Below are 26,516 nucleotides of genomic sequence, written 5' to 3'. Positions count from 1 at the left end.
CCGTTCATCGGGCCGCCTTCCGCGCGAGGAGGGCCAGCACGGGGGCACCGAGGAAGGCCGTGACGATGCCGACCTCCAGTTCGGCGGGGGCGAGGACGACCCGGCCGGCGATGTCGGAGCCGAGGAGCAGCAGCGGGCCCACGACGAGGCAGCCGGGGATCAGCCAGCGGTGGTCCGCGCCGAGCAGCCTGCGGACGAGGTGCGGGGCGGCGAGCCCGACGAAGGAGAGCGGGCCCGCGACGGCGACGGAGGACGCGGCGAGCAGCACGACGGCCAGCCCGCCGGCGGCGCGGACCCTGGCGACCGGCACGCCGAGCGCCTGCGCGGTCTCGTCGCCGAGGGCGAGGGCGTTGAGGGCGGGTGCGATGGCGAGGGCGAGCACGAGGCCGGTGGCCAGGGGCGCGAGGACGGGCAGCAGGATGTCGGTCCGCCGCCCGGCGAGCGACCCGGCCAGCCAGAAGCGGGCTTCGTCCAGCGTGCGGTGGCTCGCGAGCATCACCGCGGAGGTCCAGGAGGCGAGGACGGCGGCCAGGACGGTCCCGCCGAGCGCGAGCCGTACGGGGTCGAGTTCGCCGGCGCGGCGGGCGAGCGCGAGGACGGCGACGGTGGCGAGCGCGGCGCCGCCGAAGGCGAACCACAGGTACTGCGCGGGGTGTTCGAGGCGCAGCGCGTAGATGGCGGTGACGACGGCGAAGCTCGCCCCGGCGTTGATGCCGAGCGTGGTGGGCGAGGCCAGGGGGTTGCGGGTGACGCCCTGGGCGACGGCCCCCGCGACGCCGAGCGCCGCGCCCACGGCGAGGCCGATGACGGTGCGCGGGACGCGCAGGCCGGTGACGACCAGGCCGTCGCGGCCGGCGTCGTCGCCGGCCAGGGCGTGCCACACGGTGCCCAGGGGCACCGCGCGGGAGCCCGCGGCGAGGCTGAGCGCCGCGCACAGCGCGAGCGCGGCCGCACCGGCGACGAGCAGCCCGGCCCGGCGGGTCGGGGCCGGGCGCCCGGTGGCGGGCACGGCGGAATCCGGGGCAGCCGGAGCGGCCCCTGGAACGGTCTCGTTCACGGGAGAGACCCTAGGTTAGGTAAGGCTTACCTTGTCAATTCTCGGTGGATCGCACACCCTCCAATGCCCTCAATGCCCAATTTATGAGCGCCGGAGCATCACGTTCCCAGCCCGATCCGTCGATAGCGCGCACGCCGGTCGGCCAGGCGTTCGCCCTGTTCGCGCGCGCCGAGGGCGGCCATTTCGGCGCCGAGAAGGGCGCCGAGGCGTGGCAGGAATTCGCCGTCCGCGGCAGCCGGACCGCCGTCCGGCTCCTCCACGACAAGGTCCGCGATGCCGTTGGCCAAGAGGTCCGCGGAGCGCACGCCCTGCCGCCCGGCGACCTCGTAGGCCCGGTCCGTCGTGCGGTAGAGGATCGCCGAGGCCCCCTCGGGCGGCAGCGGCGACAGCCACGCGTGCCGGACGGCGACGACCCGGTCCGCGGGGAGCAGCGCGAGCGCCGCGCCGCCCGCGCCCTGGCCGAGCAGCAGGCACAGCGTCGGCGCGGGCAGGGTCACCAGGTCGGCCAGGCAGCGCGCGATCTCGCCGGCCAGGCCGCCTTCTTCGGCGTCGCGGGACAGCGCCGCCCCCGCCGTGTCGACCACGGTGAGCAGCGGCAGGCCCAGTTCGGCGGCGATCCGCATCCCGCGCCGGGCCGCGCGGAGTCCGGCCGGGCCGAGCGCCTGCCCGACGGCGTGACCCCCGTCGGCGTCCTCGCCGGCCGTGTCCGTACGGCTTCCGCGGTCGTGCCCGAGCACCACGCAGGGCGTGCCGCCGACGTGCGCGAGGGCGAGCAGCAGCCCGGGGTCGCGCTCCCCCGCGCCCGTACCGCTGAGGGGGGTGACGTCGGTGGCGGCGGCGTCCAGCAGGGCGCGGACGCCGGGGCGTTCGGGGTCACGGGAGCGGCGAATCGATTCAGCAGCGGAGGGGGCGGGGGTGGCGAGGGCCTGTGGGGCCTCGCCGGCGGAAACGCGGGGCGACGGCTCGCCGCACAGCACCGACAGCGCCCGCCCCACGACCCCCGGCAGCTGCTCGGCGGTCAGCACGGCGTCCACCAGCCCGTGGGCCAGCAGGTTCTCCGCGACCTGGACGCCCTGCGGGAACTCCTCCCCGTACAGGGCCTCGTGGACGCGCGGCCCCAGGAAGCCGATGAGCGCGCCCGGTTCGGCGGAGGTGAGGTGACCGAGCGAGCCCCACGAGGCGAGGACGCCGCCCGTCGTGGGGTGCCGCAGGTGGACGAGGTAGGGCAGGCCGGCCGCCTTGTGGTCGGTGATGGCGGCGGCGACCTTGACCATCTGCAGGAAGGCCACCGTCCCCTCCTGCATCCGGGTGCCGCCCGAGGCGGGCGCCGCGAGCAGCGGCAGCCGCTCGGCCGTGGCCCGCTCCACCGCGCGCACCAGCCGCTCCCCCGCCGCGACGCCGATCGACCCGGCCAGGAAGCGGAACTCGCAGGCCACGAGCGCCACTCGGCGTCCGTGCACCGTCCCCTCGCCGGTGACGACGGACTCGTCGAGGCCGGTGCGCTCGCGCGCGGCGAGGAGGTCGGCGCGGTAGGCGGGGTCGTCCGTGGTGACGTCGACGGGCTCGTCCCAGCAGCGCCAGCTGCCGGGGTCCAGCACGGTGCGGACGAGGTCGAGGGCGGAAGTGCGGTGGTTGCTCGCGTTCATGCCGTCACCCTGTCACGAGCGGTCCCACCACGTCCTTGGTCACGTGCTGGTAAATCACGGAGCTGCGGAAGTCCACGACCTCGCGGCGCCCGGAGAACCGGTCCATCAGCAGGCTGTGCAGGTCGTCGACCTCGGGCACGGCCACATGCACCAGGAAGTCGTCCCCGCCCGCGACCACGTACACGCCCAGCACCTCGGGCAGCCCGATGAGGTACGCCTTGAAGCCCTCGATGACCTCCCGGCTCATCGGCCGGATCCGCACCGACAGCAGGGCCTGCACCGGCCGCCCCAGCGCCCGCAGGTCGACCGTCGCCTGGTACCCGGTGATCACTCCGCGGTGGCGCAGCGCCCTGACCCGCTCCAGGCAGGTGGAAGGGGCGATGCCGAGGGTGCGGGCGAGGTCGCGGTTGGTCTGCCGTGCATCGCGCTGCAGTTCCCTGACGATCGCCGAATCTATGTCGTCCATGGGGCCACATCTTGCCGCACGCGCCGAATTTCGTTCGGCGCAGGGCCTTCTCCATGGACGGCCGGGCTAGCTTCGGCCCCCGTGACCGTACGAACCACCCACGCTCCCGCTCCCTCCCCGCCGTCCGTTCGGGGACTGGGCATCGGCAGCGGCACGGCCCTGTGCGCCGGTGCCGTCCTCGGCCCGGGCGTCCTGGCCCTGCCCGCACTGGCCGCCGACGCGGCCGGCCCGGCCTCGATCCTGGCCTGGCTGGTCCTGCTCGTGACGAGCGTGCCCGTGGCCCTGTCGTTCGCCGCGCTCGGCGCCCGCTTCCCCGACGGCGGCGGGGTGGCGACCTTCGTGCACCGGGCGGCAGGCCCGCGGGCCGCGGCGGCCGTCGGCTGGTGGTTCTACGGGGCCGTGCCGATCGGCGTCGTGGCGGCGGCCCTGATCGGCGGCCAGTACGTGGCCGGGGCCCTGGGACTGGGCCCGGTGGCGGCCGCGGCGGTCGGCGCCGCGGTCATCGCGGCGTCGTTCGCGGCCAACTGCGTGGGCCTGCACCTGTCGGGGCGGGTGCAGTTGCTGCTGGTGGCCCTGCTGGCGGCGGTGCTGGCGGGAGCCGCGCTCGCGGCGGCGCCCCACATGACCTCCGCTCACTTCACCCCGTTCATGCCGCACGGCTGGGGCTCGGTGGGCTCGGCCGCGGGCGTGCTGTTCTTCGCCTTCGCGGGCTGGGAGGCGGCCAGCCACCTGTCCGGCGAGTTCGCGAACCCGGCCCGCGACCTGCCCAGGGTGACGGCCTACACCCTGGCCGCCGTCTCCGTCCTCTACCTCGCCCTCGCCGTGACGACGATCGGCGCCCTCGGCCCGGCCGCCGCCGAAACGGACACCCCGCTGACCGACCTCCTCGCCCTAAGCGCCGGCACGGCCGCCCGCCCGATCGCCGCGGCAGCGGCCCTGTTCCTCACCTTCGGCGCCGTCAACACCTACCTCGCCGGCGCCTCCCGCCTCGGCGCCGCCCTCGGCCGCGACGGCGCGGCCCCGCGCTGGCTGTCCCGCGGCGCCGCCCCGGGCGAGGTGCCGCGGCGCAGCCTGGCCGTACTGGCCGTCGCCTGCACGGCCGTCGGCGCCGCGGCCCGGCTCGCCGGCGGCGACCTCGACGGCCTGATGCGCGCCACGTCCACCTGCCTCGCTTCGGTCACCCTCGCGGGCCTCCTCTCCGCGCTGGCCCTGCTGCCGCGGCGGACGTGGCTGTGGCCGGCGGCGGTCGCCAGCGCCCTGCTGACGGCGGGGGTGCTGGCCTTCTCGGGGGTGCTGTTGCTGATACCGGTGGTACTGGCGGCGGCGTCGCTGGGCTTCTCGTCCCTACGGCGACGCCGCCGCTAGCACCGGCCGGACTCACTTCCCCCAGCGGCTCGCGGCGTTCGCCTCCCGCACCTTCGCACTGAGGAGCGCGGCGTCCGTGGCGGGACGGTCCGCGGCCCGCGCCTCGGCCGGCGGTTCGGGATCAGCCGGCGGCTCCGGGTGCGGGCGGGCGGAGCAGGTGCACGAGCCCAGCGGGCCGGGGTAGCTGAGGTCGATTCCGTGGGCGGTTGCCCATAGGTAGACGCCGCAGGTGGAGCCGCCCTCCTCTCGTGGCGGTGCGGCGACGGCGGGCACGGCCTCGGGTTCGACGCGGGCCGCAGCGGCGTCGGAGTCCGGGCGGCGCGGCCTCCGCGCTCCGGGCACGGGAATCAACCGGGTCCATCCGAACCAGCGGGAGATAAACTGCCTCACGTTGACGCTCCAGTTCAGCGTTGACCACGCCCCGGGGTCGCTGCAACGGCCGCCGGGGCTCTGTACGTCACGGCAGCATGCCCACTACTCAACGCCGCCGCAATGCAATCCACGGATGTGCATACGCACGGGTGAACTCGCGGCCGAAGGACCTGTTCCGATGCGGGACACTGTGCCCCTGCAACCCTCCCGGGAGAGTGGACCATGCCTGCGATTCCCACCGTCCGCCGCCGCATGCTCGGAGCCGAACTCCGCGCGCTACGCGAAGAGTCGGGGCACACGGCCGATGAGATGGCCCGGCGTCTCGGCTGGCACCAGACCAAGGTGAGCCGCATCGAGAACGGCCGCTCCGGCTTGCGCGTCCGCGAGCTGGAGGCCCTGCTGGACCTCTACGGAGTGACGGATCCCGAGGCGCGGGAAAGCCTCCTCGGCCTGGCGCGGGAGAGCAAGGCCCGCATGTGGTGGACGCCCTACTCGGACGTGATCACCCAGCGATACGCGTCGTACATCGCGCTGGAGACGGAGGCCTCGGCCAAGCGGACCTTCGAAACAACACTGGTTCCCGGCCTGCTCCAGACACCGGACTACACCCGCGCCGCCATCAACGCGCTCGCGCCGGAAACCAAGCCGGACGCAGTCGACGCCCTCGTGAGCGTCCGGCTCGCCCGGCAAGGCGCCACCCTCCGCCGCGCCGATCCCCTCAGCCTGTCGGCGATCGTGGACGAAGCCGTCCTGCGTCGCACGACCGGGGGAAGCCACGTCATGATCAAGCAGCTCCACCACTTGCTGGAGGCGTCCGAGGAGCCGAACATCACCTTGCAGGTGCTCCCCTTCGCGTCAGGCGGACACCTCGGAATGCTCGGAGCGTTCGCGATCCTCCACTTCCCCATCCGCAGCGATCTCGACATGGTGTACACGGAGTCGTACGTCAGTAGCATGCAGTTCGAGCGTCGGTCCGACTTCGCGACCTACAGCCGGATGTTCGACACGCTCAGCGCGTCCGCGCTCGACGAGGCGCAGTCGCGCAACCTCATCTCGCGTGCAGTGAAGGACCTCCAATGAGCCATCTCATACGGCAAGGGATGAACAGGGACTCCTTGGCGTGGCGCAAGAGCAGCTACAGCGGCCACCAGACGGACTGCGTCCAGATCGCGGACGGCATCGCCGGCGCCGTGCCCGTCCGCGACAGCAAGACCCCCGACGGCCCCGCCCTGGTCTTCCGCGCCGGAGCGTGGGCCGTTTTCGTGTCCCACCTCAAGGATTCCGGCTGACGGCGGAGTGTGGTTCGCCCTTCTCGGGTCACTTGTACGCCGCGCACGACCGCGAGCCGGTGGATTTCCTTACCCGGAGCGCAGCAACCGCGCCCGGGGCGGCCCGACGGCCCCGCCCTGGCCCTCCGGCCCGCCGCATGGGCCGCGTTCATATCCGGTCTGAAGTCCGGAGACATTCCGCCCGCCGTCTGATCCTTCTGATCCTTTACCCGACGGTCGACCAACCGTCCCCGCAGGTCACCTAGCGTCTGCGACATGACCGTGATCAACCTGAACGACACCGCCGCCGCCCTCCCCCACGCGTGGCGATCCCGCGTGCTGGGACACGTAGGCCCCGCCTGCCTCAAGGTGCTGCGCATGAGTGAGCTGCCCGTGGAGGAGGAGAGCCACGACGCTCCGGAGGCACTGCTCGTCCTCGACGGGCGGCTCGAACTCGGCGTCGGCGGCGAGACGGTGACCGTCGGGGCGGGTGAGCTCTTCGTCGTGTCCGCGGGGACGCCGCACGCGGTCCGGCCCGGGAGTCGTGGAACGCTCGTCATCGTCGAGCTGGAGGAGGGCAGCCCCGCCGCGGCTTGACCGCAACGTGCCTTGTCCGCGCCGGGATCCGGGTGTTCGCTGGAACGCGGAATTTCGACCCCGCATCGAAGGAGGCAGTTGACCATGACTGTTCACGAGCCCGTTGCGGCGCCCGGAGCCGATTGCACCTGCGGTCCGGGCTGCAGCTGCGGATGCCAGGCCGGTGGCCCGTGTCAGTGCGGCGGGTGAGTCTGCCGCCGGCATGACACCGGGGCCGGTCGGCTGGGCGGCCGGCCCTTCCCCGTACCGCTCAGCCCAGCAGGTCCGTCAGCCCGCCGCCGCGCGCCGTCTCCTCCAGCTCGTCGAGGGCCGCGCGGGCCTTCGCCGCCGCGCCGGGGTCGCGGCGCTCCAGGCCGCTCTCCTCGAACTCGTCCTCGTCCAGGCGGAGCACGGCGGAGCCGTCGGCCGAGACCCACAGGTCGAGGTCCAGGTCGGTGGAGACGACGGCGCCCGGGGCGATCTCGGCGGGGCGGGTGATGTCGCAGTACCAGCCCTTCAGGGTGCCGTCGGCGGCGCGCACCTCCTTGACCGCGTACCAGCGGTCGCGCCAGTAGTGCTCGGTGAAGACGTCGCCGCGCTCGAAGCGGACGAAGCCGAAGTCCCGGTCCGACGGGGCCGCCCACGGCGCCCGCACGACGGCGTGCGTGCCGTCGTCGTGCACGACGACCGCGGGGTAACCGATGCCGGACCGGGACTCCTTGACCAGCGTGACCGTCACGTCACTGCCGGCCTTCAGCAGGGTGCTTGAGGTGCTCATGGGATTCGAGGGTTCCCCATGACCAGGGCCTGAAGCCACTGGTTTTAGCCGGTCACCCCTCGGCCGGTCGTCTCAGCCGATCACCGAGGCGCACGTGGTCGGCGTCGCGTTGGCCGGGTCGAGGGCGTTGGCGACCTCGTGCGCGACGACGCGGTCGACGGTGCCGATCGCGATGTGCTCGGAGAAGTCCACGGCGCAGAGGTCCTGGAGCAGGACGTTGCGCACGCCGGGACCGGTCAGGTAGCCGGAGGTGTACGGGGTGACGACCTCGTCGTACTTGGTCGCGATGACCGTGTAGCGGACGCCCGGCACGGTGTCGGGGACGGAGTTCATCTTCTTGAGGTACTCGGAGCCGATCGCCTGGTCGGTGAGGCCGGGGGTCAGGCCGCCGAGCGCGTTGCGGGCGCCGGGGATCTTGTCCATCAGGGTGACCAGGCCCGACAGCGTCGTGCCGTGGTTGTTGGGGGCGATGCCGGTGAGGGAGTTCACCTTGTCCTTGCCGCCCAGGAAGTTGAGGTAGTAGCGCGGCATCGCGCCGCCCTGGGAGTGGCCGACGAGGTCCACCTTGCCGGCACCGGTGGCGTCGCGGACCTTGTCGACGTACGCGGAGAGCTCTTCGGCCGACTTCGCGATCGGGCCGAGACCGTAGAAGAGCGGCACGCCGGGCAGCTTGCCGTAGTCGAGGGAGAAGACGCAGTAGCCGCGGTTCTTCAAGTAGGGCGCGAGGACGAGCCAGTTGTCGACGGAGTTGCCCAGGGTGCCGTGCACGAGGACGACGGGGCGCGGGTGGGCGGCCGACGGCTTGCAGGAGTAGTCGTTCCAGCCACTGCCGCCGCCGGTCGCGGTGACGGCGGCGGCCTGGGAGGCGCGGGAATCGTGAGACGAAGCGGCCGCGGCCTCGGGGGCGGTGAGGGCGGCGGCCGAGAGGGCGAGGGCCAGCGCGGGGAGCAGGGTGCGCAGCGGTCTCCAGGGCAGCTTCATATGAACACCTCGCTGGTGGGGGCTGGTGGGGGGTGATCACCGACGGTGGGCGCACGGGTGGCCCGGAACCGTGGTTTGCTGAAAGGGCGTTAACTTACGTTCCAGTAAGGATGCGTGGGGCACCTTGATCGGTCAAGGAATCCGTCACACGTTCTTTATGTGGAAGACGTCAGTCCGTAACGGGTTCAGGGAGGCTGTAACGGGTTCAGGCCACGGCGCGCCGGTTCAGCGCCGCCGCCGGTCCCACCGCCCCCGGCCCGAAGCGGGCCCGCGCCCGGTCCACGGCCGCCTCGATCCGGCGCGCCTTCTCGTCGGCAGGGTCGAACGACAGCTGGTGCGCGGCGGATCCGGCGTCGCCGAGCCCCTCCGCGCGCAGCGCCACGGCCCGGACCCGGGCGCGCTGCAGCCCGAGCGCGTCGTGCAGCGCGTACGCGGTCGCGGTCAGCTCGGGGGTGTGCGCGGTCGGCTCGGCGAAGGTCCGGGAGCGGGTGGTCACCGAGCCGTCGGCGTAGCGCACGGTGAGGGTCAGGCCCCGCGCGACCTGCTTGCTCTCCCGCAGCCGGCCGCCCAGCCCGTCGGCGAGCGCCAGCAGCGCGCGGCGGCGCCGGTCGGCGTCCAGCTCGTCCCGCTCGAAGCGGTGTTCCGCGGCCGCCGAACGGGCCCGCGCCCCCGGCGTGACGGGGGTCGGGTCGATGCCGTGCGCCCGCTCGTGCAGCCGCCGGCCCGCCACGGGTCCCAGGATCCGCTGCAGCGCGGGCAGCGGCGCGGCGGCGATCCGGCCGACGGTGCCGAGCCCGTACGTGGACAGGGTGCGGGCCGTGGCCGGGCCCACGCCGTAGAGGGCGGCGGCCGGCTTGCCTGCGAGGAACGCGGCCACGGCGGCCGGGTCCCCGGGGAGCGTGCGCACCGCCCCGGGCGGGCCGTCGTGCGCGGCCATCCGGGCCAGCATCGGATTGCCCGCGATGCCCACCGTGCAGTCGGCCCCGTACCGGGCGAGCGCCCGTACGCGCACGAGCGCGGCGAGCCCGGCGGGGTCCTGCCCGAAGTAGCGGGTGGCGCCGCGGACCTCCATGAGCGCGGCATCCGGCGGGACCGCCTGCACGACGGGGCTGACCTCGGCGAGCAGCGCGAGGAGCCCGTCGTAGGTCTCCTCGCCCAGGGGCGCGCCCGCCCCGGCGTGGAAGTGGACGTAGAGCACGGTGGGTGCGCCGGGCGGCGGGTCCGGCACCACGGCGAGCCGCGCCCGGGCGCTCATCCCGCGCTCCCCGGGCTCGCGTGCCACAGCTTGCGGCCCGTGGCCGCGCCCTCGCCCGCGGGTCGCAGGTCCGCCCACGGGTGCATGGCGTAGCCGGTGGACAGGTGGATGCGGCGGTCCGGGCCCGCGGCCGCAGCCCCGGCCCCCGCCTCGGCCCCGGCTGCGGAAGCCGCTGGCTGCGGCCGCGCCAGTACCGAGGCCACCGCTTCCAGCCCGCCCTCCGCGCGGAGCTTCGTCAGCTGCGCGAGGTCCCACGCCGCGGCGCCCACCACGCTCAGGCTGCGCGGCCCGCGGCGCTGGACGACGCCGCGGACGAGCAGCAGCCAGGAGTGGAAGACGGTGTGCGCGCAGGCGGGGTGGCTGTCGTCGAAGAAGGCGCAGTCGACCAGGCCCGTGCCGTCGTCGAGGGTGGTGAAGATGACGCGGCGGCCGGAGCGGACCGGCGGGGTCTGGGTGGCGGCCTTGGCGCCCGCGACCAGGACGGTCTCGCCGTGCCGGGCGCCCTGCAGCCGCCGGGCGGGGATGACGCCCAGCTCGGCGAGGAACGCCCGGTGGTCGGACATCAGGTGCCGGGAGGCGTCCATGCCGAGCACGCCGAGCTCGGCGCCGAGCCGCTCCTCCGCGTCGAGGTCGGGCAGGCCGACGGGCTCGGCCCGCGCGCTGTCGATCAGGGTGGGCTGGTCCGCGCCCCCGCGCCCGTGCCCGCGGTCGCGCCCGTGCCCGCGGTGCAGTTCGGCGATGTGCAGCAGCAGGTCGCGGCGGTTGCCGCCGAAGGCGTCCAGCGCCCCGACCCGGGCGAGGCGTTCGGCGACGGGCCGGGCGGGCCGGGCGCGGTGCCACAGGTCGGGGAGGGAGGTGTACGGGCGGCCGTCCGCGATGCGGGCGGCCTCGGCCTCGCCGATGCCCTGCACGTCGGAGAGGGCCATGCGGAGCCCCCACGTCCCACCACTCCCACGATCAGACACCAGTTCGATCGAATAGGCCGTGCCCGACCGGTTCACGTCCAGCGGCAGGATCGGCACGCCGCGCCGCCGCGCGTCCGCGAGCAGCAGCCGCTTGGGGTACATCCCCGGGTCGTGGGTGAGCAGCCCCGCGTAGAAGGCCGCCGGGTGATGGGCCTTCAGCCACGCCGACTGGTAGGTCGGCACGGCGAACGCGACGGCGTGCGCCTTGCAGAAGCCGTAACTGCCGAACGCCTCCACGATCTCCCAGGTGCGGCGCACGGACTCCGGCGAGCGGCCGAGCTTCGCCGCCTCCCGCCCGAACCACGCGCGCACCCGCCCCACCAGCTGCGGGTCCGACAGCGCGCGGCGCGTCTCGTCCGCGAAGTTCCGGTCGCAGCCGGTCATGATGCGCAGGATCTCGATGATCTGCTCGTGGAAGACGACCACGCCGTACGTCTCGCGCAGCGTGTCCTCCAGTTCCGGGTGCGGGTAGCGCACGGGCGCGCGCCCGTGCCGGGCCTCGATGAAGGGCCGCACCATGTCGGCCGCGACCGGGCCCGGGCGGAAGAGGGAGATGTCCACCACGAGGTCGTGGAAGGTCGCGGGCTGCAGCCGGCCGACGAGGTCGCGCTGGCCCGGCGACTCGATCTGGAAGCAGCCGAGCGTCTCGGCCGACCGGATCAGCTCGTACGTACGGGGGTCGCCCGGCGGCACCTGCGCGGGGTCGTCGAGGTCGAGGTGCCGCCCGGTGACCCGCTCGATCTCGGCCACCGCGTGCGCCATCGCGGACTGCATCCGCACGCCCAGCACGTCGAGCTTGAGCAGCCCGAGCTCCTCCACGTCGTCCTTGTCGAACTGCGCCATGGGGAAGCCCTCGCCGCTGGTCGGCACGACGGGCGTGCGGGCGCGCAGGCTCGCGTCCGACAGCAGCACCCCGCACGGGTGCATGGCGACGCCGCGCGGCAGCCCGTCCAGCGCCTCGACCAGCTCCCACAGCCGGCCGTGGTCCTCCGCGGCCACCCCGCGCAGCTCGGGCAGCTCGGCCAGGGCCGCGCGGGCGTCGCGGGCGCGGATGTGCGGGAACGCCTTGGCGAGCCGGTCCACCTCGGCCGGGTCCTTGCCGAGGGCCGCGCCCACGTCCCGGATCGCGTGCCGGACCCGGTAGGTCTCGGGCATGGCGACGGTCGCGACCCGGTCCGCGCCGAAGCGGTCGAAGATCGCGCGGTAGACGTCCAGGCGGCGCGCGGAGTCCACGTCGATGTCGATGTCGGGCAGCGCCTTGCGGTGGGCGGACAGGAAGCGCTCCATCAGCAGGCCGTGCTCGACGGGGTCGGCGTGGGCGATGCCGAGCAGGTGGTTGACCAGGGAGCCCGCGCCGGAACCGCGGGCGGTGACGCGGACGCCGAGGGCGCGGGTGTCGTCCACGACCCGGGCGACGGTGAGGAAGTACGAGGCCAGGCCCTTCCCGGCGATGATCGCCAGTTCGTCCTCCAGCCGGTCCCGGTAGCGGCGCCTGCGGTCGTAGCCGCGCAGCACCATGCCCGCCGTGCAGCGGGAGCGCAGCACGCGGTCGGCGGTGCGGTGACCGGCGCCGACCAGGTGCGGCTCGGGGAAGTGGACGCGGCCGAGCCCCAGGTCGTCCTCGGGATCGACCAGGCAGGCGGCGGCGGTCTCCTCGGTCGTGGCGAGCAGCCTGCGGGCCGCGTCCCGGCCGAGCCCCGCGGCCTCCGCGACCCGCTCGGCGAGGGCGGCCATGGCGGCGGGGCCCTTGAGCCAGCGCTCGCCGCTGTCGAGGGCCTCCGGCTTGCGGGGGTCGATCGGGACCAGCCGGCGGGCCGCGTCGAGGACGTCGGCGACGGGCCCCTGGCCGGGGTCGGCGTAGCGCACGGCGTTGCTGAGGACGGCGGGGACGCCCTGGTCGGCGGCGAAGCCGGCGGTACGGGCGGCGAGCCGCAGCGAGCCGGGACCGGTGCCGGTGCGGCCGTGGCAGACGACCTCCAGCCGCAGGGCGTCACCGAACATTTCCCGCCAGGGTGCGAGCAGCCGGGCGGCCCGGTCCGGGCGGCCGGCGGCGAGGGCGCGGCCGGGCTCGGAGCCGGGGCCGAGGAGGACGTGCAGGGGCGTGCGGATGCCGGGGGCGGCGGCCGCGAGGTCCGCGCGGGTGAGCTCGGGAAGGCGGCCGGCGGCGTTCGTGCGGCCGGCGGCGTTCGCGTGGGCCGCGGAGACCAGTCCGCACAGGGCGGCCCAGCCGCGCGCGCCGTCCCGGGCGAGGAAGACCGCGCGGGGCGCGGACTCGTCGACGAAGGCGCCGCCGCGCACGGGGGTGCGGGGGCGGCTGTGCGCGGACGGCTGCGGGTGCGGCGGCTGCGGCGGCTCGTCCCGTACGGCCAGGTCCACGCCGAACACCGGGCGCACCCCGGCCTTGGCGCTCGCCGTGGCGAACCGGACCGCTCCGGCGAGGGTGTCGCGGTCGGTGAGGGCGACGGCGTCCATGCCGCGCTCGGCGGCGCGCTCGGCCAGCTGTTCGGGGTGCGCGGCTCCGTACCGCATCGAGAAGCCGGACGCGGTGTGCAGGTGCGTGAACGCGTTGAGCCCGGTCATCGCACCTCCTGCCGTTCCTGTCACCCCCTGGCCGAAAACCGCCCTCTCCATCCACCATAAACCACACTCTCGAACATTCGTACGAACACATGTGCGGCGGCGGGCCCGGGCGCGGACATCGATCACCCGGACGGCCCGCACCGCCTGCGCGGGCCCCCCGCACCCCGCAGGCTCGGGGCATGCCCTCATTCGTCCAGGAGCTGCGGAGCGCGGTGACGGGCCGGGCCGCGATCCTGGTGATCGGCACCCTGGTGCTCCAGCTGGCCTTCATCGCCTCGTACGTGGGCGCCTTCCACAGCCCCCGGCCGCGGGACGTCGCGCTCGGCGTCGTCGCCCCCCAGCAGATCGCGGGGCAGCTGGTGCAGCAGCTGGACGGGCTGCCGGGCGACCCCCTGGCTCCGCGCACGGTGGACGGCGGCGAGGCGGCGGCCGCCCGGAAGGTCCGCAACCGCGACCTCGACGCGGCGCTGATCGTCGACCCCCGCGGCAACACCGACACCTTGCTGGTTGCGAGCGGCGCCGGCGCCTCCCTCGCCCAGGCCACCGAAGCGGTGCTCACCCGCGCCGAGGCGGCGCAGGGACGCACGGTGCGGGTCAAGGACGTCGCGCCCGCCGCGGCCGGCGACGCCCGCGGCCTGACCGCGTTCTACCTGGTGGTCGGCTGGTGCGTGGGCGGCTACCTGTGCGCCGCGATCCTCGCCATCAGCGCGGGCGCCCGGCCCGCCAACTCCCACCGGGCCGTCATCCGGCTCGGCGCCCTCGCCCTCTACGCGGTGGCCGCCGGCCTGTTCGGAACGGTCATCGCGGGCCCCGTCCTGGACGCGCTGCCCGGCAGCATCCCGGGGCTGTGGGCCCTGGGAGCGCTGGTCGTCTTCGCGGTCGGCGCAACGACGCTCGCCCTCCAGGGCCTCGCCGGGATCGTCGGCATCGGACTGGCCATCGCCATCGTGGTCGTCCTCGGCAACCCGAGCGCCGGCGGCGCCTACCCGTACCCCCTCCTGCCCCCCTTCTGGAACGCCCTCGGCCCCGCCCTCCCCCCGGGCGCCGGCACCTGGTCCGCCCGCTCCATCGCCTACTTCGACGGCAACGGGCTCGCCCCGTCACTGCTGGTGCTGGGCGCTTGGGCGGTGGCGGGGACGGTGGTGACGATGGCGTGCGCCGTGCTCAAACGGCAGGAAAAGAACTCCGAAGAGTGAACACGCCTTCGCAGGACGGGAGTTGATCCCGGTTCACGGCCAATGTGCTCTGCTGCGCCCCTGATCGGGCGCCCCCCTTCCAGGAGGAGCCGACAGTTGTCGGGTTCGTGGAGGGCCCGGACAGCCGGGTTCCTCCGGAGCGGCCACCGGGCATGGCCGCGTAGGGAAAGGGGGGCGCCCCTATGACGGGACGCCACCGGAAGAAGCCTCTGTGGGAACGGGTCGCTGCGGTGATCCGTGAACTATGGAGGTGGATGTGCCGGAAGTGACCGGAGGCTTGAATTAGAAGCCTCCGGCCGGAACATCGTTTCCGGTTTGGCCCTCGCCGCGGATCAGCCCATCCGTGGTGGGGGCCTCTCTTGAATACATCCCGGTCGCGGGTTTGCCCCACCCGACGACCGCACCTCGGCCGGAAGCCCGGCCGACCGGGGCAAATATCAGCCTAGCGTCTCCCCACCGCATCCGGGCGGCCATTCAGCCGCACCGGTGACACAAGCGGTGCGGCGGGGTGACCCGCGCGCCGTCGGCCGGCGCGCAGGCCGGGCTCGCGCGCCCGGTGGTGCGCTGATGAGCCGTTGGCAAACGGGACCGGGCCATGGATCCGGGGCGGCGCCGGGGTGGACGCTGTGACTTCCCGTCCCCCGTCCTTGAGGAACGTCGTGTCCCCCGTGCCCAGCTACCGGCCGCCGGTCACCGATCTCCCCGAGCCTGAGCGGATCAGCCCGCACCTCGACGAAGCCGCCGCGTTCACCGACCGCTGGGTGCGGCGGACGGGGCTGATCCAGTCCTTCTCCGCGCAGCGGCGCTTCCGCAGGGCGGGCTGTGCGGAGTTCGCGGCGCTGGTGGCGCCGGAGGCCGAGTGCGGGCGGCTGCAGCGGGTCGCGGCCTGGCTGGTGTGGTTCCACGCCCTCGACGACCGGTTCCACCACCGGGAGGAGGAGAGCGCGTACGGGTACGACGCGCTGCCCGACTTCCTGCCGCCGGACGGCGGGCGCACGCCTCCGCCGCGGACCGCCCTGCAGCGGGCGCTCGCCGACGTCTGGCGGATGACCGCGCCCGCGATGTCGCCCGCGTGGCGCGCCCGGGTCACCGGGCGCTTCCGGGAGTGCGCCGCCGGGCGGCGGGCGTGGGACGGGCTCGCGCCCGGGTCTGTGCCCGACCTCGTCGAATACGCCTGCCGAACCGAATTGGCGTCCACCGTACGGGAGCTGGCGTCCTTTCAGGCCGCCGCCGAAGCCGCGAACGCCGTGCTCACCCGGGGCGTTGCCGCCCGGGAGACGCTCCGGAGCGCCCTGCTCCGCCTCGAACACGAGGAGCCCTCCTCCGCCGTCGCCGCCTGGAGCCGCGGGCTCTCCCTCTGGGCCGACGGCCACCTGGCGTGGGCCCTGCGCGAGGGACCGGCCGGGGAGACCCGGCGGCTGCTCCTCGCCGACGACGTCACCGGTGTCCCCGTGGACCTGCTGCGTCCCCGGCGTCCCGCGCCGCCGCCCGTCCCCTCCACGAGCGGCAGCGCGGGCACCGCCCTACATCGTGGCCGCGAGTAGCTCCCGCGTGTAGGGGGCCTTCGGATCGCCGAAGACCTCGTCCCGCGGGCCGCTCTCGACCACGCTCCCGGCCCGCATCACCGCCACCCGGTCGCAGAAGTGCCGGACGACGGCGAGGTCGTGCGAGACGAACAGCAGGGACAGGCCCAGTTCGTCGCGGAGGTCCATGAGCAGGTTGAGCACCTGGGCCTGCACGGACACGTCCAGCGCCGACACGGGCTCGTCCGCGATGACCAGGCGCGGGCGGAGGGCGAGCGCGCGGGCTATGCCGATGCGCTGGCGCTGGCCTCCGGAGAACTCGTGCGGGTAGCGGTGCAGATGGGCTGCTCGCAGGCCCACCTGCTCCAGCAGCTCGGCCGCCCGCGCGCGGCGCTCCCCCTTGTCCAGGCCTGTGTGCACCCGCAGCGGCGTCGTGACGATCTCCTCGACCGTACGGCGTGGGTTGAGCGACGCGTACGGGTCCTGGAAGACCAGTTGTACGTCACGGCTGAGCTCGCGGCGCAGGCGCGTGTCGGCCGCGGCGCGGGTGATGTCCCGGCCGTCGAACCGCACGTCCCCCGACGTGGGCCGCTGCAGCCCCGCCAGGACCCTCGCCGTGGTCGACTTCCCGGACCCGGACTCCCCCACGAGGCCGAGGGTCTCCCCCGGGTCGATGCGCAGACTCACGCCGCGCACGGCTTGTACGGCACCGTGCCCACTCCGAAGGAGCCGTCGGCGGCCTCCGAACTCCACGTGGAGATCGACGGCCTCGGCGAGAGGGCGTGCGGGGGCCGCGGCTCCTTGCGCCCCGGCCGACGTCCGCCCGGCACCGCCGGACTCCGCCGTCGGACGACCCGCCGGCGCGACGGACAGACCATGCCCGGCGCCGGCAGGCGCAGCCCCGCCCCCCGGGGCGAGCGGCCCCGGGTCGTCGACCGTCGGCAAACGTGTCCCCGGCACCGTGTTCAGCGTCGGCGCCGCGCCGATCAGGGCGCGCGTGTACGGGTGGGCCGCGTCGGTCAGGAGTTTGCGGGTGGGGCCCTCTTCCAGGCCCCGGCCGCCCCGCATGACGAGCATGCGGTCGCACGTCCCGGCGACGACGCCCACGTCGTGCGTGACGAGCAGCACCGCCGTACCGCTCTCTTCCCGGAGCTCCGCGAGCAGTTCGAGGACCTGCCGCTGTACGCGCGCGTCCAGCGCCGTCGTCGGTTCGTCGGCGATCAGCACGTCCGGGCGGTTCACCAGCGCCGTCGCGATCATCACCCGCTGCCGCATGCCGCCCGAGAACTGGTGCGGGTAGTCGCGGGCGCGGGCGGCGGGGATGCCGACCCGCTCCAGCATGTCCAGGGCCTTCTCCCGCGCGTCGGCCCGCCGCCCCGCACCCGCCGGGGCGTGTACCCGGTACGCCTCCGCCAGCTGCGCGCCCACCGTATGGAAGGGCGAGAGCGCGGCCAGCGCGTCCTGGAAGACCATGGCGATCCGGGAGCCGCGCAGGGCACGCACCGAGGACTCGGGCGCGCCCACCACCTCCTCGCCCCCGACCAGCACGCTCCCGCTCACCCTCGTACGGGCCGGGTCGTGGAGCCCCATCGCCGCCAGCCCCACCGTGGACTTCCCCGAGCCGGACTCCCCCACCAGGCCGAGGACTTCACCGGGCGCCAAGGAGAAGGAGAGGCCTTCCACGGCGGTGACCTCCGTACCGCCTCGTCCCTTGAAGGAGACCGTCAGGTCCTCGACGGACAGTGCCGGGGTCATGCGAGCCTCACCCTCGGGTCGAGCCGGGCCACCGCCAGGTCGGCGAGGGCCACGAACACCACGACGAAGAACGCGGCGAGCAGCACCGTGCCGACGACCGTCGGCAGGTCGTTCTGGACGACGGCGTCGACGGCGAGCTTGCCGACGCCGCCGAGCCCGAAGACGGTCTCGGTGATGAACGCGCCGCCGAAGAGCGCCCCGGCCTCCAGCCCGAGCAGCTGGACGAGGGGCCCGGCGGCACCGCGCGCCGTGTACTTCACGTGGGCCCGCAGCGCGGTGAGCCCCTTGCCGCGGGCCGTCCGCACGTACGCCTCGTGCATCGTCTCCAGCGTCTGGGAGCGCGCGAGGCGGGCGAAGACGGCGGCGTTGACGAAGCCGAGGACGAGCCAGGGCAGGAGCAGCCCGGCGGCCCACGCGCGCGGCCCGTCGGCGAGGGGTGCGTAGCCGGGCAGCGGCAGGAGCCCGGTCTTGTAGACGAGCAGGTACTGCAGGGCGTAGCCGAGGAAGTAGATCTGCACGCTCGCGCCGACGAGGGTGAAGCCGGACAGCAGCCGGTCGGTGGCGGTGCCCCGGCGCAGCGCGGCGGTGAAGCCCGCGCCGATGCCGAGGGCGACGATCACCGCGAGCGCCCCGCCCGCCAGCGACAGCGTGACGGGGAAGCGGTCGCCGATGGCGTCGAGGACCGGCTGGTGGAGGGTGTAGGAGTAGCCGAGGCAGGGGGCGGTGCAGTCGATGGGGCTGCCGTCGACGTCGCTGATGGTGCGGCCGGCGACGAGGCCGCGCAGGTAGTCGAGGTACTGGCCGGCGAGCGGCTGGTCGAGGCCCATGCTGTGGCGGACGGCCTCGACCTGTGCGGTGTCGCACTTGGGGCCGCAGGCGATGAGCGCGGGGTCGGAGGGGGCGGCGTAGAAGAGCCCGAAGGCGGCGGCGGTGATCGCGAGGAGCACCGCCGCGGCCTGGAGGGCCCGTCGCAGGAGGTAGCCGGTCATGGAGCCTTACGACCTCTTCAGGTACAGGTCGGCCGCCGCGATGGAGCCGTAGATCGGGTGGATCGCGGCTCCGCCGACGTTCGTCCCCCGGAACTGGGTGACGCTGGGGTAGAGGAACGGCACGACCGGGACGTCCTTCATGACGGTCTGTTCGAGAGCGATCAGGGCGTCCGCCTTCTGCTGCGCCTCGCCGATGGTCGCGATGCGCTCCAGTTCCTTGTCGACCTCGGGGTTGCTGTAGCGGATGGAGTTGGCGAGGGCGTCGAGCTTGCTGTGGTAGCTCTCGGGCAGCAGCGTGGACGGCGTGGGCCAGTCGACGGAGTTGGTGGACAGCCACAGGTCGTAGGGGGCCGGTCCGCGGAAGACCTCGTTGGTGAAGGCGGCCTTCTCCAGCGGCTTGGTGACGAGCTTGATGCCCGCCTTGGCGAAGGCCTCGACGAGGACCTGGGCGAGCCGGTCCTTCTCGGGCGCGTCGCTCTCGTACGCGTACGTGAGCGTGTCGACCTTGGTCCTGGCCTTCGCCAGGTGTTCCTTGGCCTTCTCGACGTCCCCGGCGGGCGCGACGGGGTAGAGGTCGTACTTCTTCCAGCCGACGACGGCCGGCGAGGAGAGCGTGGTGGCGAAGTCGCCGAGGCGCGGGCCGCCGAGGACCTGGCGGGCCTGCTCGCGCGGGAAGAGGTAGTGGATAGCCTTGCGGACCTCGGGGTCGGTGACGCGGCTGTTCTTGATGTAGAGGTCGCTGGTGTACGCGCCCTGGCTGCCCGTGACGAGGAGGTCGTTCTTCTTCGCGTCGCGCCGGGCCTCGGCGTAGAGCTCCGGCGGCACCTCGCTCTTGGTGGAGAGGGTGTCCGCTCCCGCGCCGCGCCCGTTGAGGACCTCCTGCGCAGTGTTGAGGATCTTCTTGCCGAAGGTGAACTCGAAGCGGTCGGCGTACTGGTGGCGGATGGGGTCGGTCTCCGGCTTCCAGTGCGGGTTGCGCTCCAGGGTCAGGCTCTGGTTCTGCTTGTGCTCGGCGATCCGGTAGGGGCCGGTGGCGAAGGGCCGGGTGTCGTAGCCGGTGCCGGTGTCCTTGTCCTTGCGGACGGGGGACGAGGAGGACTGGGCGGCCATGTAGGGCACGTCGGACTGCGGCTGCGGGAAGCGGAAGACGATCGTCTTGGCGTCGGGCGTCTCGATGGCACCGAGGTCGCCGTGTTCGGGGCCGGCGTACTTCTCGACGGCGGCGGTGCGGTCCTCGGAGCCGGTGAGCCACTCGGGCCAGTAGGTGGGGCCGAGTTCGAAGCCGGGGGCGAAGGTGCGCTCGATGCCGTACTTGACGTGCTCGGAGGTGATGGGCTCGCCGTCCTCCCAGGCGATGCCGTCCTTGAGCTTGTACGTCCAGGTGCGGCCGCCGTCGGAGGACTGCCCGGTGTCGGTGGCGAGGTCGCCGACGAGCTTGGGCTTGCCGTCGACGACCTGATACTGGGTCAGCTGGCGGCCCCATAGCAGGGACGTGCTGTACGACTCGCCCGCGTAGATCTTCTGCGGGTCGAGGTGACCGTAGTCATTGGCGTTGGCGATGCGGATCGTGCCGCCGGTGCGGGCGCCCTCGACGGCCGGGGCCGGGCCCTGGCTGTCCGTGGCGGTGCCGAGGGTGGCGGTGAGCCGCTGACCGCTCTTGGCGGCCGTGGCGCCGCCGCCCTTGGCCCCCTCCGCGTCCTTGCCCGCACCGGCCGAGCAGGAGCACATCAGCATGGCGGCGGCAGTGACGAGCGCCGGGACGACTGCGATGCGCGGACTGATTCGGACCATGGTGAACTCCGGGTCGAGAAGGGGAAGGGGGTGCGGTGCGCCCCTCGATGAGGGGCGCGGGGAACTGCGCGACCAGCCACGGACGGGCCCGCAGTCGAACTCGGCGCGCGCGGAGCGCTAGCGCACGATCCGCGGATCGAGCGCGTCCCGCACCGCATCGCCGAGAACGTTGAACGCGAGGACGAAGACGAGGATCGCCACGCCCGGGAAGACCATGTAGGTCGGGTCGTCGTAGAAGACCTCGGAGCCGCGGGAGATCATGCGGCCCCAGTCGGGGATCGGCTCGTTGATGCCGACGCCGAGGAAGGACAGCGCGGCCTCGGCGGTGACGATGCCGGGGACGGCGAGGGTGACGTGCACGAGCACGGGCGCCCACACGTTGGGCAGCAGCTCGCGCAGCACGATGTGCCGGCGGCTCGCTCCGACGGCCCGTGCCGCCTCGACGAACTCCCGCTCGCGCAGGGCCCGTACGGACGTGCGCAGGACCATCGCGAGCGGCACCCAGCCGAAGGCCGAGAACACCAGGATGAGCGAGGTGAACTGCATCCAGGCGGGCTCGTTCTCACCGGGGCCGACGAAGCGGGTCCGGATCACCGGGCTGAGCGCGAGGAGAAGCAGAAGTGTCGGAAAACCGAGCAGCACATTGCATACGAAAGTGAAGGCCCGGTCGGCGAGGCCGCTGAGGTAGCCGACGGTCACGCCGAGGACGACGCCCGCCACGGCGATCACGGCGACGGAGGCGAGGGCCACCAGCAGCGAGGTGCGCATGCCGTACAGCAACTGGGCGAGCACGTCGCGGCCGAGGCCGGGTTCGATGCCGAACCAGTGGTCGGCGGAGATGCCGCCGTTGGGCAGGACCGGAAGGCCCTCGGCGCTGAGCAGCCCGGCGTCGTGCTGACCGTAGTGCTCGGTGGCGTTCTTCCCGTACAGGGCCGTGACCAGCGGCGCGGCCGCCGCGAGCAGCGCGCAGAAGACGACGACGGCGAGCGCGGCCATGCCCGTGCGGTCGCGGCGGAACGCGCGGCAGGCGGTGGCGAAGGGGCCGTGGGAGGTGGTGGCGAAGGGCCCTCGGGAGGGCGCTTCGAGGGTGCCCCGCGGGGGTCTCCCTGAGTGCTCTTCGGCCATTTGCTGCCGCGCTCCTATATCGCTCCGGCCGCCGCTCGGTCACATGGCGGGCCTCTTTTCGGCCGGTGTGCGGGGATCGCCCGATCCGGCGTGCGGATCATTAGATCCAACGAAATGAGCGTCCGCAATCCATCTTTTTGAAGGCGAGTTGGATAATTCATCATTGATTACAAGGAATCTTCGCTGGTCAACATCCCTGTAACATTAAATCCCCTCAATTGCCCTGAACCGGACGCGAGGCGAAGCCCGGCCCTCCCCTCCGGGGCTCATACGAGACGTGCATCACACGAGATCCGGCCACTACTGAGGGTTTTCAACCAGCGACTGAAAGTGTTCGATCCATGTGCGTTCGCGCTCAACTTGGGTAAGACTGCCGTCCGTTATCTGCAGCCACGAGCAAGGGAGTGTTCGGAATGCGGTACATCACTGGGGGCATCGCGATGGGCGCCGCGCTCGCACTGGGCGGCGGCCTCCTGGCCGCCGGAACGACGACCGCGAGCGCCGCACCTGCACCTGCACCTGCACCCGCCTCCGCGATACAGGCGCAGAGCCTGTACGCCTCCTCCGCCCTGGTCCTGACCACCGGTCACGGCGCGAACTCCACCGAGGCATCGGTCGACCGCGCGGTGACGCTGACCTGCTTCCCCAAGGCGACCGGAACCCACCCGGACGCGAAGGGTGCCTGCGCCGCGCTGCGGGCGGCCGGCGGTGACTTCGAGAAGCTCACCACCATCAAGTCCGGCACGGCCTGCACCAAGGAGTGGAACCCGATCGTCGTCACCGCCGACGGCGTGTGGGAGGGCCAGCGGGTCCGCTTCGAGCGCACCTTCGGGAACCCGTGCGAGGCGAAGGCGGGCAAGGGCACGCTCTTCGAGTTCTGAACCCCCCGCGGGCCGGCTGAGCGCGGCTGAACACAACTGAACACGGCTGAACGCGCAGACCGGCCGAGCATGGAACGGCCCCCGGACACCGTGGAGGTGTGTCCGGGGGCCGAGTCCTGCGCTCGGTCCGCGGCCTTCGGTCCGTGGCCTTCGGTTCGCGCCTTCGGTCCGTGGCCTCAGGGAATGGTCGCGCCGTACGCGTCGAGGATCTCCTGGACCGGCTGGAAGTACGTCCTCGGCGCCGGGAGCGGCATCGCGCAGCTCCCGCTGCCGCCGGACAGCACGCCCAGCGCCAGGGTCCCGGCGAAGAGGGGGCCGCCGCTGTCGCCGGACTCCGCGCAGGCGCTGGTCTCGATGAGCCCGGTGACCTGGCCCTCCTTGTAATTGACCGTGGCGTTGAGCGCGGTGACCGTGCCGGTCCTCAGCCCCGACGAGGAGCCGCTGCGGCTGATGGCCTGGCCGACGGTCGCGGCACCGGCGCCGGTGATGGGCTTCAGGCCCGGGTCCACGGCGCTCGGGTGGTCGATCGTGGCGGTGTACGAGGCGAGGGCGTAGTCACGACCCGGGAACGTCGCGGCCTCGGTGCGCGCGATCACGGTGCCGCCGTTCGTCGCGCGCCAGTCGGCCTCGACCTTGCCGCAGTGCCCGGCCGTCACGAAGGCGTCGGGCTTGCCGGCCCGCTTCACGTTGAAACCGAGCGAGCAGCGGTACTGCGAGCCCCAGATGCCGTCGCCGCCGGCGATGAACCGGGTGAGCTTCGTGGCGGACCGCTTGACCACCACCGCGCTGCCGAGCGACCGGGCGGTGTCCTTGATCCGGGCGAGGTCCGCCGCCGTGACCGTGGGGTCGGCGGTCAGCACCACCTTGTTGAGCCGCGGATCGGCCGCCCAGGCGGTGCCGGGAGTGGTGATGCGGGAGTCCAGCGTCGCGTGCGCGGAGTCGAGCTCGGCCTTCGAGTGCTCCACGACGCGGGGCGCGGCGCCCGCCGCGCGGACCAGGTCGGCGGCCCGGCCGTCGGTCACGTCGACGACGAGCCTGCCGAGGGTGGAGTCGTAGTACGAACCGGCTGCGGCGCCCCCCAGCGCGGCGACGAGCGTCCCGGCGAGGGAGGCGTCCGAGGCGGCGGACGGTGCGCGGGCGGGAGCGGCGGGCGAGCCGGGCGAGGCGTCGGCCTGCTGTGGACTGAGGGTCACCGCCGCGAGGGCGACGGCGGACGCGGCGGCGAGGGCGACGCGCGCGGGAATCCATCTACGCTTCAACTCGGCACCTCCGGTGGGGGGTTGGGCCACGGAAGGCGATGCGCCGGGCCCGGAGGACATGCGACACGGGCTCGCCGACGGCTTTACAGAGGGCGCGTCCATGCCAAGTTGGCTTGTCGAGTATCCCGGACCCGGGGAGGGCGCGCACAAGGCGGAATTGCCTTGGCGCGCGTGTCGCTGCGCGCGCCCCCGCCATGCGGCGGGCGCGGATGGGGTGGCGTTTACCGGTGCGGGGTTAACCCGTTGGGGTCACGCGCGAGACGCGCGCCCGCGCCGACGACTGTGCGGGCGGGGTGCGCCGGCCCTTGTTCCCGCCGCAACGGCGAGACGCCCGACGGCGTAGTCCGGCGGCACCGGCAGACCCGGCACCGCCGGACTACGCCGTCGGGGTTGCGCACCGCAGCGGCGGATTGAAGGGCCTGGCCGGGGAACCCGGCTTCCTCTCCCCGCGCAACGGCGGACGCGCGGGCGCCCGCCCGGCCCCACGCGGTTGGGTTGCGCGCCACGGCCACGGACTCAAAGGCCCGGCCGAGCCGCTCACCCGGCCGGGGAGCCCGGCCCTCTCCCCGCCGCGACGGCGGGACGCCCCGCGGCGCAGGCCGGCGGTGCCAGGCAGACCGGCACCGCCGGACTACGCCGTTGGAGTTGCGCACCGCGGCGGCGGATTCAAAGGCCCGGCCGGGGAGTCCTGCCTCTTCCGGCGCCCGGTCACGTCTCCGCGGCCGGAGGGAGCTCCTCCGGAGGAGGAGGCGGCGGCGCCGGCGGCGGCTTCTCCGCGGCGCGCGGCGGATCCGGCGGCACCAGCCCCTGCTGCGCCGAGCGCTCCAGGAAGCGCAGGAGCTCCACCGGGAACGGCAGGACCAGCGTGGAGTTCTTCTCCGCCGCCACCGCCACCACCGTCTGCAGCAGCCGCAGCTGCAGCGCCGACGGCTGGTCGGCCATCGTGGCCGCCGCCTCGGCGAGCTTCTTCGACGCCAGCAGCTCCGCGTCCGCGTTGATCACCCGGGCCCGCCGCTCGCGCTCCGCCTCCGCCTGCCGGGACATGGACCGCTTCATCGTCTCCGGCAGCGAGACGTCCTTGATCTCCACCCGGTCGATCTGCACGCCCCAGCCGATGGCGGGGCTGTCCAGCATGAGCTCCAGGCCCTGGTTCAGCTTCTCCCGGTTGGAGAGCAGGTCGTCGAGGTCGCTCTTGCCGATGATCGAGCGCAGGGACGTCTGGGCCATCTGCGACACCGCGAAGCGGTAGTCCTCCACGGCGATCACCGCTTCGGCGGGGTTGACGACCTTGAAGTAGACGACCGCGTCGACCCGCACGGTGACGTTGTCGCGCGTGATGCCCTCCTGCGCGGGGACGGGCATCGTGACGATCTGCATGTTCACCTTGCGCAGCCGGTCGACGCCCGGAACGATCAAGGTGAACCCCGGCGGGCGGACCTCGGGCATGAGCCGCCCGAGCCGCAGCACCACGCCGCGCTCGTACTGCTTGACCACGCGGGCCGCCGCCATGACGTAGACCGCCCCGGCGGACGCCACGCCCACGGCTGCCACCACCAGATCCTCGACCATGGGAGGCCCCCTGCCGTACATCTCAGGTGTTATGTCCACGGTATGCCCGTATCGGGCACAGGGTCGAGCCCCCGGCCCTGCGTACGGACCGGGGGCTCGTGCGCGCCGCCCGCAGGGTGCGGCCCGGCGCCGTCAGCCGATGGTCACGCCGTAGGCCTTCAGCGCCGGTCCGACGGGCTGGAAGAACGTCGTCCCGCCGGAGCTGCAGTTCCCGCTGCCGCCGGAGGTGAGGCCGAGCGCGGTGGACCCGGCGAACAGGGCGCCGCCGCTGTCGCCGGGCTCGGCGCACACGTCGGTCTTGATCAGGCCGCGGACGACCTGGCCGTTGCCGTAGTTGACGGTGGCGTTGAGGCCGGTGACCTTGCCGCCGTGCACGCCGGTCGTGGAGCCGCTGCGCTGGACGGACTGACCGACGCTCGCGTTGCCCGCGGCGGTGATCCGCTGAGTGCGGCCGTTGTAGAGGTTGACCTCGCTGGGGTGCGGGAGGGAGCCGTTGGTGTACTGCACGATGCCGTAGTCGTTGCCCGGGAAGCTGGTTCCGGTGGTGGGGCCGATGCTGGTGGTGTGCCCGGAGTTGGTGTAGTACGGCGGCTTGCCCTCGGTGCAGTGGCCCGCGGTGAGGAAGTAGGCGGTGTTGCCCTTGCGCACGTTGAAGCCGAGCGAGCAGCGCCAGCTCGGGGCGTAGATCGCGTCGCCGCCGCCGAGGTAGGGGCGGAGGACGCCGGCGGTCCGCTCGACCCGTATCGCGTCGGCGGCGGGGCCGGCCTGCTGCCTGATTCCGGCGAGGGCGGCGTCGGGGACGGTGGAGTCCGCGGTGACCACGAGGGTGCCGCTGTCCTGGTCGACGACCCAGGCGGTGCCTGCGACGTCCGCGGACTGCACGGCGGCGCCGGCGGCGGCGAGTCTGGCCGCGGAGCCGGTGGCTCCGGCGGTGGGTTCGGCGTGGGCGGCGGTGCCGATGAACGCCGCCGCGGCGGCGAGGGTGGAGGCGAGGGCGACGCGGGTCGCCGTGGTGATCCTCACGTGGTTCCTCCCGAGTGGGGTCGGTAGGTGAGGCGCAGCCGGTACGGGCACGCGGGATTCCGTTTTCGCCGTGCCCCTGACAAGCGCTTCTCGGGA

Annotated in this window: 22 protein-coding genes; 7 read left to right on the top strand and 15 right to left on the bottom strand. The window is 73.7% G+C overall.

Annotated features, from left to right (window positions below; genetic code table 11):
* Positions 1–4: 4 nt before the first annotated feature.
* From ACOTKD_RS35730 to ACOTKD_RS35720, 3 genes are all read right to left on the bottom strand, one after another.
* Complete coding sequence (locus tag ACOTKD_RS35730) at positions 5–1,009, bottom strand: FecCD family ABC transporter permease (RefSeq protein WP_424893163.1); 1,005 nt, start codon at positions 1,007–1,009, stop codon at positions 5–7.
* Between the two features lie 146 nt (positions 1,010–1,155).
* On the bottom strand, positions 1,156–2,703 hold the full coding sequence (locus ACOTKD_RS35725) for a carboxyl transferase domain-containing protein (RefSeq protein WP_424893147.1): 1,548 nt from the start codon (positions 2,701–2,703) through the stop codon (positions 1,156–1,158).
* A gap of 4 nt (positions 2,704–2,707) precedes the next feature.
* The gene (locus ACOTKD_RS35720) at positions 2,708–3,169 is read right to left on the bottom strand and encodes an Lrp/AsnC family transcriptional regulator (protein WP_424893146.1); all 462 of its coding nucleotides are present in this window, start codon (positions 3,167–3,169) and stop codon (positions 2,708–2,710) included.
* 81 nt (positions 3,170–3,250) lie between these two features.
* Between ACOTKD_RS35720 and ACOTKD_RS35715 the strand changes: the two genes are divergently transcribed.
* On the top strand, positions 3,251–4,534 hold the full coding sequence (locus ACOTKD_RS35715; RefSeq protein WP_424893145.1) for an APC family permease: 1,284 nt from the start codon (positions 3,251–3,253) through the stop codon (positions 4,532–4,534).
* Positions 4,535–4,546: 12 nt separating this feature from the next.
* Here the strand turns inward: ACOTKD_RS35715 and ACOTKD_RS35710 are convergent, their stop codons facing one another.
* Positions 4,547–4,924: a hypothetical protein gene (locus ACOTKD_RS35710; RefSeq protein ID WP_424893144.1), complete on the bottom strand. Its 378-nt coding sequence runs from the start codon at positions 4,922–4,924 to the stop codon at positions 4,547–4,549.
* A 204-nt stretch (positions 4,925–5,128) separates the two neighbouring features.
* Here ACOTKD_RS35710 and ACOTKD_RS35705 point away from each other — a divergent pair, with 204 nt between their 5' ends.
* The 3 genes from ACOTKD_RS35705 to ACOTKD_RS35695 all read left to right on the top strand — a co-directional run bounded on the left by ACOTKD_RS35705 (position 5,129) and on the right by ACOTKD_RS35695 (position 6,771).
* Complete coding sequence (locus ACOTKD_RS35705) at positions 5,129–5,986, top strand: helix-turn-helix domain-containing protein (RefSeq protein ID WP_424893143.1); 858 nt, start codon at positions 5,129–5,131, stop codon at positions 5,984–5,986.
* Positions 5,983–6,195, top strand: coding sequence for a DUF397 domain-containing protein (locus ACOTKD_RS35700; protein ID WP_424893142.1), 213 nt, complete (start codon positions 5,983–5,985; stop codon positions 6,193–6,195). Before ACOTKD_RS35705 ends, ACOTKD_RS35700 begins: the two co-directional genes overlap by 4 nt.
* Positions 6,196–6,450: 255 nt before the next feature.
* Complete coding sequence (locus ACOTKD_RS35695; RefSeq protein WP_424893141.1) at positions 6,451–6,771, top strand: cupin domain-containing protein; 321 nt, start codon at positions 6,451–6,453, stop codon at positions 6,769–6,771.
* 250 nt (positions 6,772–7,021) lie between these two features.
* Here the strand turns inward: ACOTKD_RS35695 and ACOTKD_RS35690 are convergent, their stop codons facing one another.
* The 4 genes from ACOTKD_RS35690 to ACOTKD_RS35675 all read right to left on the bottom strand — a co-directional run bounded on the left by ACOTKD_RS35690 (position 7,022) and on the right by ACOTKD_RS35675 (position 13,309).
* Positions 7,022–7,528, bottom strand: coding sequence for a DUF402 domain-containing protein (locus tag ACOTKD_RS35690; protein WP_424893140.1), 507 nt, complete (start codon positions 7,526–7,528; stop codon positions 7,022–7,024).
* Positions 7,529–7,600: 72 nt separating this feature from the next.
* Positions 7,601–8,509: an esterase/lipase family protein gene (locus ACOTKD_RS35685; protein WP_424893139.1), complete on the bottom strand. Its 909-nt coding sequence runs from the start codon at positions 8,507–8,509 to the stop codon at positions 7,601–7,603.
* A 205-nt stretch (positions 8,510–8,714) separates the two neighbouring features.
* Entirely contained in the window at positions 8,715–9,764 is a 1,050-nt protein-coding gene (locus tag ACOTKD_RS35680) for a DNA polymerase Y family protein (RefSeq protein WP_424893138.1), read from the bottom strand.
* Complete coding sequence (locus ACOTKD_RS35675) at positions 9,761–13,309, bottom strand: DNA polymerase III subunit alpha (RefSeq protein WP_424893137.1); 3,549 nt, start codon at positions 13,307–13,309, stop codon at positions 9,761–9,763. The genes ACOTKD_RS35680 and ACOTKD_RS35675 overlap by 4 nt, the downstream gene beginning before the upstream one ends.
* Before the next feature lie 179 nt (positions 13,310–13,488).
* Between ACOTKD_RS35675 and ACOTKD_RS35670 the strand changes: the two genes are divergently transcribed.
* A complete protein-coding gene (locus ACOTKD_RS35670; protein WP_424893136.1) occupies positions 13,489–14,505 on the top strand; it encodes a DUF3533 domain-containing protein in 1,017 nt (338 codons plus the stop codon).
* A 659-nt stretch (positions 14,506–15,164) separates the two neighbouring features.
* The gene (locus ACOTKD_RS35665) at positions 15,165–16,049 is read left to right on the top strand and encodes a terpene synthase family protein (protein WP_424893135.1); all 885 of its coding nucleotides are present in this window, start codon (positions 15,165–15,167) and stop codon (positions 16,047–16,049) included.
* Here ACOTKD_RS35665 and ACOTKD_RS35660 read toward each other — a convergent pair.
* The 4 genes from ACOTKD_RS35660 to ACOTKD_RS35645 all read right to left on the bottom strand — a co-directional run bounded on the left by ACOTKD_RS35660 (position 16,029) and on the right by ACOTKD_RS35645 (position 21,688).
* Positions 16,029–17,783 (bottom strand): dipeptide ABC transporter ATP-binding protein, encoded by a 1,755-nt coding sequence (locus tag ACOTKD_RS35660; protein ID WP_424893134.1) that lies wholly within the window; start codon positions 17,781–17,783, stop codon positions 16,029–16,031. The genes ACOTKD_RS35665 and ACOTKD_RS35660 overlap by 21 nt on opposite strands.
* On the bottom strand, positions 17,780–18,772 hold the full coding sequence (locus ACOTKD_RS35655) for an ABC transporter permease (RefSeq protein ID WP_424893133.1): 993 nt from the start codon (positions 18,770–18,772) through the stop codon (positions 17,780–17,782). Before ACOTKD_RS35655 ends, ACOTKD_RS35660 begins: the two co-directional genes overlap by 4 nt.
* 6 nt (positions 18,773–18,778) lie before the next feature.
* The gene (locus tag ACOTKD_RS35650; protein ID WP_424893132.1) at positions 18,779–20,563 is read right to left on the bottom strand and encodes an ABC transporter substrate-binding protein; all 1,785 of its coding nucleotides are present in this window, start codon (positions 20,561–20,563) and stop codon (positions 18,779–18,781) included.
* A gap of 117 nt (positions 20,564–20,680) precedes the next feature.
* On the bottom strand, positions 20,681–21,688 hold the full coding sequence (locus ACOTKD_RS35645) for an ABC transporter permease (RefSeq protein ID WP_424893131.1): 1,008 nt from the start codon (positions 21,686–21,688) through the stop codon (positions 20,681–20,683).
* 413 nt (positions 21,689–22,101) lie between these two features.
* On the opposite strand from ACOTKD_RS35645, the gene ACOTKD_RS35640 reads away from it, so the two are divergent.
* Positions 22,102–22,569: a subtilase-type protease inhibitor gene (locus ACOTKD_RS35640; protein ID WP_424893130.1), complete on the top strand. Its 468-nt coding sequence runs from the start codon at positions 22,102–22,104 to the stop codon at positions 22,567–22,569.
* A 176-nt stretch (positions 22,570–22,745) separates the two neighbouring features.
* On the opposite strand, the gene ACOTKD_RS35635 is transcribed toward ACOTKD_RS35640, so the two are convergent.
* The 3 genes from ACOTKD_RS35635 to ACOTKD_RS35625 all read right to left on the bottom strand — a co-directional run bounded on the left by ACOTKD_RS35635 (position 22,746) and on the right by ACOTKD_RS35625 (position 26,420).
* Positions 22,746–23,828 (bottom strand): S1 family peptidase, encoded by a 1,083-nt coding sequence (locus ACOTKD_RS35635; protein WP_424893129.1) that lies wholly within the window; start codon positions 23,826–23,828, stop codon positions 22,746–22,748.
* A 708-nt stretch (positions 23,829–24,536) separates the two neighbouring features.
* A complete protein-coding gene (locus ACOTKD_RS35630; protein WP_424893128.1) occupies positions 24,537–25,397 on the bottom strand; it encodes a slipin family protein in 861 nt (286 codons plus the stop codon).
* 132 nt (positions 25,398–25,529) lie between these two features.
* Positions 25,530–26,420 (bottom strand): S1 family peptidase, encoded by an 891-nt coding sequence (locus tag ACOTKD_RS35625; protein ID WP_424893127.1) that lies wholly within the window; start codon positions 26,418–26,420, stop codon positions 25,530–25,532.
* Positions 26,421–26,516: the final 96 nt, after the last annotated feature.

The sequence above is a fragment of the Streptomyces sp. XH2 genome (assembly GCF_049725035.1).
Classification (GTDB): domain Bacteria; phylum Actinomycetota; class Actinomycetes; order Streptomycetales; family Streptomycetaceae; genus Streptomyces; species Streptomyces roseoverticillatus.
The sequence above is the reverse complement of the archived record's forward strand: the minus strand, read 5'-3'. Positions and strand labels throughout refer to the sequence as shown.

Bases quoted from the DNA above. Each gene is read 5' to 3' on its own strand.
- ACOTKD_RS35725 (WP_424893147.1), bottom strand. From the start codon at position 2,703: ATGAACGCGAGCAACCACCGCACTTCCGCCCTCGACCTCGTCCGCACC.
- ACOTKD_RS35720 (WP_424893146.1), bottom strand. From the start codon at position 3,169: ATGGACGACATAGATTCGGCGATCGTCAGGGAACTGCAGCGCGATGCA.
- ACOTKD_RS35705 (WP_424893143.1), top strand. From the start codon at position 5,129: ATGCCTGCGATTCCCACCGTCCGCCGCCGCATGCTCGGAGCCGAACTC.
- ACOTKD_RS35700 (WP_424893142.1), top strand. From the start codon at position 5,983: ATGAGCCATCTCATACGGCAAGGGATGAACAGGGACTCCTTGGCGTGG.
- ACOTKD_RS35695 (WP_424893141.1), top strand. From the start codon at position 6,451: ATGACCGTGATCAACCTGAACGACACCGCCGCCGCCCTCCCCCACGCG.
- ACOTKD_RS35690 (WP_424893140.1), bottom strand. From the start codon at position 7,528: ATGAGCACCTCAAGCACCCTGCTGAAGGCCGGCAGTGACGTGACGGTC.
- ACOTKD_RS35685 (WP_424893139.1), bottom strand. From the start codon at position 8,509: ATGAAGCTGCCCTGGAGACCGCTGCGCACCCTGCTCCCCGCGCTGGCC.
- ACOTKD_RS35680 (WP_424893138.1), bottom strand. From the start codon at position 9,764: ATGAGCGCCCGGGCGCGGCTCGCCGTGGTGCCGGACCCGCCGCCCGGC.
- ACOTKD_RS35675 (WP_424893137.1), bottom strand. From the start codon at position 13,309: ATGACCGGGCTCAACGCGTTCACGCACCTGCACACCGCGTCCGGCTTC.
- ACOTKD_RS35670 (WP_424893136.1), top strand. From the start codon at position 13,489: ATGCCCTCATTCGTCCAGGAGCTGCGGAGCGCGGTGACGGGCCGGGCC.
- ACOTKD_RS35660 (WP_424893134.1), bottom strand. From the start codon at position 17,783: ATGACCCCGGCACTGTCCGTCGAGGACCTGACGGTCTCCTTCAAGGGA.
- ACOTKD_RS35655 (WP_424893133.1), bottom strand. From the start codon at position 18,772: ATGACCGGCTACCTCCTGCGACGGGCCCTCCAGGCCGCGGCGGTGCTC.
- ACOTKD_RS35650 (WP_424893132.1), bottom strand. From the start codon at position 20,563: ATGGTCCGAATCAGTCCGCGCATCGCAGTCGTCCCGGCGCTCGTCACT.
- ACOTKD_RS35645 (WP_424893131.1), bottom strand. From the start codon at position 21,688: ATGGCCGAAGAGCACTCAGGGAGACCCCCGCGGGGCACCCTCGAAGCG.
- ACOTKD_RS35640 (WP_424893130.1), top strand. From the start codon at position 22,102: ATGCGGTACATCACTGGGGGCATCGCGATGGGCGCCGCGCTCGCACTG.
- ACOTKD_RS35630 (WP_424893128.1), bottom strand. From the start codon at position 25,397: ATGGTCGAGGATCTGGTGGTGGCAGCCGTGGGCGTGGCGTCCGCCGGG.